The sequence below is a fragment of the Clostridium sp. genome (genome assembly GCF_051654825.1).
Classification (GTDB): domain Bacteria; phylum Bacillota; class Clostridia; order Clostridiales; family Clostridiaceae; genus Clostridium.
Genome location: NZ_JBOFYU010000132.1, coordinates 1 through 5,041, shown reverse-complemented (window position 1 = coordinate 5,041; position 5,041 = coordinate 1). Strand labels below are relative to the sequence as shown.

Here is a 5,041-nt window from a genome sequence, read left to right as displayed (position 1 = left end):
ACAACCCAATATAAATTAGGTGTGTATCTTTTTTTGTTCAAAAATCTAGAAATTTAATTTTCTAAAGTCCTATAATACGGTATTTATCAACGTTTTGTCAATGGAAGTATTATGCACTTTTCTTATTTCTATTTATGATGGCCCTTATATAACTTTCAGACATATTGTATTTAGTTGCTAATTCTTTATGATTAAATCCATTATACTCCGATATAATTTCTCTATCACGAGCGCACTTGTATATCATCTTTTCTGTAGGAAAGTATACTGATGTTCCCCCAAATTCTTCAAATAGCCATTTTGCTTTTTCAATTCCCAATCTATTAGCTATATTTTCAAATTGTTGAGGTAGATCACTTATTTTCAAATCCATAAGATATCCTCCTATAATTCTATTTATATGGATATTCTACAAATATCGTAAATTCCCTACTAAAAACTATATATTTAAAACACAATCATTTACTGCGAAAACAGTAGTAGGTACGTAATAAAGGAATACCACATATTTATAAAGAGCCATTTCATGTCACCCCTTAATAAACATAGTGTAATCCTATTTACATTTCTTTTTTTATTTTAACCTTTGGACTTGTCTAACGGACATATTAAGATTTTTAGCTATATCTTTATTATTTAAACCTTTAACAATTAATTGCCTAACATTATCTACAATATCAACCTTATATTGTTCTCTTTTGGTTAAACCATTCTCATTTCTTCTCTCAGCTCTTCGCCTTTCGTTATTTCTATTATACTTTTCATCCGTTCCTATGATAGTCTTCATATGCTTTTGCTCTTTACTTGTAATACCTAACCTATGAATCAAAGTTTCATTCTTGTACCAGTAGCCTTCTTTGTCTCTCATACCTTTTGAAACCCTCTTACACTTACCACTTCTCATTCCTTGCTCATACGCTATAAACTTGTCTATGGCCTTTGGAACACATCTTAGGACTGCTTGTACTTCAGATTCTTTCAAAGGTTCCGTAAAAGAATTATTAAACTCTATAACTAAATTCTCAAGCTCATATTCATCCCTAACATAAATACCCTTCCAGTATGCATAACAATGAATAACCATATTTCTATAGCCTGTCATATCATACTTTCTAAGCTTGCATAAGGTTTCTAAATCATTAGCTCTTTCCATATGTAAACTATATGAATTAAAAAATCTATTTGAAATAACCTTACTATCCGTTTCCCTTGTTTCGTGCACCTGTAACTGATGAGTTCGAGGTTTATAATTTAAATGCTTTTCTCTTAAATTATACATAGAATACTCTAAATCATTATCTATATATAAAACCTTACATTTGACGTCACATTTTGAATTTATAGTTCCAGGTACTCTAAGTACCCTTGCACCATCTGTAGCCCTTCTATCGGCTCCTAAATGCTTTAAATTATAGTATATATAGTCTTGTAGTTCTTGCCATGTATTTAAAGCTCCATAAGGAGCATTTTTAATTCTAAAGTAAAGATGTATACCTCTACCACTATCAACTACCATAGTAGGCTTTGGTATCTTACCTTCGTAATATAACATCCAAATAATATAAACAGTTTCAGCCTTTTGAAAACCAATACTTTCACAGTCGATATCCTGAAACAATGCTCTAAACTGCCTTATATTTTCTACCTTTCTTCTTGGCAGATACATTGTATTTGGTGTTAAAAACACGTCTTCATCCTTATGTAATTCTTCTACTATATCCCTTAGTCCCTTATTTTTAGTATTATATATTTTAATAGTCCTTTGACCATTATTATCTTTATCATTTAGTTTAAATATCTGTATATATCCGTCTGTGCTATCATCATATAGATGATTACAAAACTCTGTCATTTGCATAAAAAAATTCCCCTCTATTTTTAGTATGTTGACACTAAAGACAAGGAGATCTCTTAATTTACTTCACTATAATTAATACCTAGTGAGTCGCCAAACTTATTAGACTCCTAGCTTTTTTATTATTCAATTTTCGATTCATTTATTTAAATTTTAACATAAATCCATATTTTAGTATATATATTTTATACGTATCTGCTCATCTCTTAATTAAGCTTATTGTGTCTACTTCACTAATTATTAAATATAACGCATTGATAATTATCAATTGTTAATTAACTAAAATCGCTACTTGTACAAATATAATAAGTCGAAGGATCTTTATCTTATCAAAGTTATTCTTTTTGTTTTATGTCTAAAAATAGAGTAGAAAAGAACAGAAAAGTACCTTTACTAGTCTTTACTTAGTATTTAAAAAAGTATTTAATAGTATTTAATAGTATTTAGGCATACCCCTACCCCTTGGAAATGCTAAGGTTAACAAGTTTAAAAGCGACAAATCAGGGATTTATTACGACGTATTAGGGATTTAAAGCGACAAATCAGGGATTTAACTACGACGTATTAGGGATTTAAAGCGACAAATCAGGGATTAACTACGACAAATCAGGGAACTTAAAAGCGACAACGATTAAAATATTGACGCAGTTAAAAACATTTGATAATCTATAAATATAATTGAGTAATAGAGGGGGAGTAGACGTGAATCTTATAGAAGAACTAGAGAATAATCGTGTATTAATGAAAAATAATATGCTAGTCAAAGCTAGGTATAGCCTAAGTTTGGTTGAAAATAGAATTTTTTTATCTATGCTATATAAACTTCAAAAAAAGTCAGATGGTATATTGACTTGTTCAATTAGCCATTCGGAGTTTAAAGAGATCATCAAGTTTAAGGAAAAAAATACAATCAAAGGTATATTAGATGTGTTGGAAGAACTAAGGAAAAAGCCTATATACTTCAGGGAAGAAAAGAAAAATAAAAAAGGTAATTTGTGGGGAGCCTATGGATTTATAAATGGATATGAGTACGACGACGAATTAGGGATATTTAATATTGAGGCATCGGAGAAGATACATAACCTATTAAAAGAGTATTTGAAAATGGGATATACTCCTATTAATGTTCAGATTTGGTTATCTCTTAATAATTCGTATGCTCAACGTTTTTACGATTTATTAAGGCTTTGGAGTGGGACAAAAGATACTGTTAGCTACAAAGTAGAAGAGATTAAGGAATTATTAATGTTAGATGATAAGTATGGTAAGTACAATGATTTTAAGAGGAGAGTTATTATACCAGCAATAAAGGAGCTTAATGAAACTGGCTATTTTGAAATAGAGATGAAAGAAAATAAAGTAGGTAGAAAGGTAGATTCTATAGACTTTATCGTAAAAGATTTGGATAAAAGGAAGTATTTTGCTAAGGAAAATACTATGGCCGAAATACCAGGCGAAGTAATTGAAGAAGTTGCAGTTACTTTGGATAATGCTATTGCCTGTGATAAAGAAGAAGTAACTTTTAAGCCTATGTTTAATAATTTAGGTGAAGATATAAATGAGCCAAAAGTGTGTGATTTTGAGCCTTTTGTTCCTGATGAAACATTGTTTACTAAAGGAACTTTAAGAAGTTTTAAAAAGGACTTTAGAGGTGTTGATTTTAAAAATAAATATATGGAAAAAGCTTTTGATGATGCTGTGATGGTAGTTCTTGATAGGGATGATGTAGAGACTATTAAAGCCACGTCGTACAAGTTCTTTAAGGGTACTTTGGATAATAAGATTGTGGAGTACAAAATAGAGGAAAAAGAGGATATACAGCATCAAAGAGATATTGAAATGTTTTGGTAAAATTCACGTTTAAGTGAATTAGCAAAAGAGCAATGATACAATATTTAAATTATATTGGTCATTGCTCTTTTTATTAAATGGCTTATTTTCAAGGATTATAAATAGATTTAATTACTTTTTAATAACTATTTAATGTAGATTAAATAATTATTAAATCATAGTTTATAACTGTTATATAAGCAGTAATTTTAGCAGATATATAAATATTAATTATCAATGTGTTATATTTAATATTTATATAATAAGTAATTAATATATTTGATACATAAGAAATTCAAGATACTAAAAAGGCAGTAATATAAAGTTAAATATTCACGCAAAAGTGAATCAAAAAACTAATGATAAAAATGTGTAACTAAAAAATCCTTGGTTTAGATTATTCACCAAATCTGCTCTACAAATTGGAATTTATCGCTTCCTTGCTAAGTATAACTCTACTGTATCATATATATTTATTTTACCACCAACTTCATCAATTGCTTTTTTCATATCTAATTCAAAATCATTTTTTATTTCCATTGGTAATGCTCTATGGTCTGAATATGTGTTCAGTAATGAAATATATTCTTCAGATGTTAGTGTTCTCTGTCGGTAATATAATTTAGATGTAATATCTTTAAATCCAAATCGCTCTAATTCATCAATATGCTTTTGACAATCATTTTTACTAAATTCAACTATTACTTTATCAGACGGTCGATATTTATCATATATTTTTTTGTTTGCAATGTTACTTATATCATCTTGTCTATTTGGAAATGGATGATTCCAAAATAAAGCTATAGCGCCGTTATCTTTCAATACATTTTTTACTTTTAAATATCCTTCTTCTAATGGTAGCCAATGAAAAGCTGTTGCACAATACACTAAGTCAAAATTATTTGTTTCAATCGGATATTCCATAAAATCTGCATTAATAACATCAAAATTCTTATAATTACTAAATTTATCCTCAACATATCGAGTAAGGTTATCCCCCAATTCTAACGCTGTTACTTTACAACCTAATTCTAAAAATGGTAATGTCGCTTGCCCAGTACCAATACCAATTTCTAAGGCTTTACAATCAATTGATATTTCTGTGTAATTGATTATATCTAAAAATAATTCTTTAGGATATGTAGGTCTATATTTATCGTAATTTTTACCATCTTCATTAAACTTAAATCGTAAATCCATATATATATACTCCCTTTCAAATTCCTATTTATCTTATCAACGTTATTCTTTTTTTAGATAAACCATATCTATTAACTGCTTTCCACATTCATAAATCGGATTATCATAATTATCTATAAAGAAGTCCTTAATTCTATGAGACTCTTTGAATCCACA

General features: G+C 28.6%; 4 protein-coding genes and 1 pseudogene. 1 reads left to right on the top strand and 4 read right to left on the bottom strand.

What is annotated here, in order from left to right; translation table 11 throughout:
* Positions 1 to 109: 109 nt before the first annotated feature.
* The gene (locus tag ACRDBA_RS08225; RefSeq protein ID WP_438572442.1) at positions 110 to 373 is read right to left on the bottom strand and encodes a Mor transcription activator family protein; all 264 of its coding nucleotides are present in this window, start codon (positions 371 to 373) and stop codon (positions 110 to 112) included.
* Positions 374 to 574: 201 nt separating this feature from the next.
* Entirely contained in the window at positions 575 to 1,858 is a 1,284-nt protein-coding gene (locus tag ACRDBA_RS08220) for a DNA-binding response regulator (RefSeq protein ID WP_438572441.1), read from the bottom strand.
* A 699-nt stretch (positions 1,859 to 2,557) separates the two neighbouring features.
* Between ACRDBA_RS08220 and ACRDBA_RS08215 the strand changes: the two genes are divergently transcribed.
* On the top strand, positions 2,558 to 3,706 hold the full coding sequence (locus ACRDBA_RS08215) for a replication initiation protein (RefSeq protein ID WP_438572440.1): 1,149 nt from the start codon (positions 2,558 to 2,560) through the stop codon (positions 3,704 to 3,706).
* Positions 3,707 to 4,114: 408 nt separating this feature from the next.
* Here the strand turns inward: ACRDBA_RS08215 and ACRDBA_RS08210 are convergent, their stop codons facing one another.
* Positions 4,115 to 4,885, bottom strand: a complete 771-nt coding sequence (locus ACRDBA_RS08210; RefSeq protein WP_438572439.1) for a class I SAM-dependent methyltransferase — start codon at positions 4,883 to 4,885, stop codon at positions 4,115 to 4,117.
* Between the two features lie 42 nt (positions 4,886 to 4,927).
* Positions 4,928 to 5,041: pseudogene (locus ACRDBA_RS08205) on the bottom strand (GNAT family N-acetyltransferase); the annotation flags it as partial.

Coding starts and splice junctions, on each gene's coding strand:
- ACRDBA_RS08225 (WP_438572442.1), bottom strand. CDS start 373: ATGGATTTGAAAATAAGTGATCTACCTCAACAATTTGAAAATATAGCT.
- ACRDBA_RS08220 (WP_438572441.1), bottom strand. CDS start 1,858: ATGCAAATGACAGAGTTTTGTAATCATCTATATGATGATAGCACAGAC.
- ACRDBA_RS08210 (WP_438572439.1), bottom strand. CDS start 4,885: ATGGATTTACGATTTAAGTTTAATGAAGATGGTAAAAATTACGATAAA.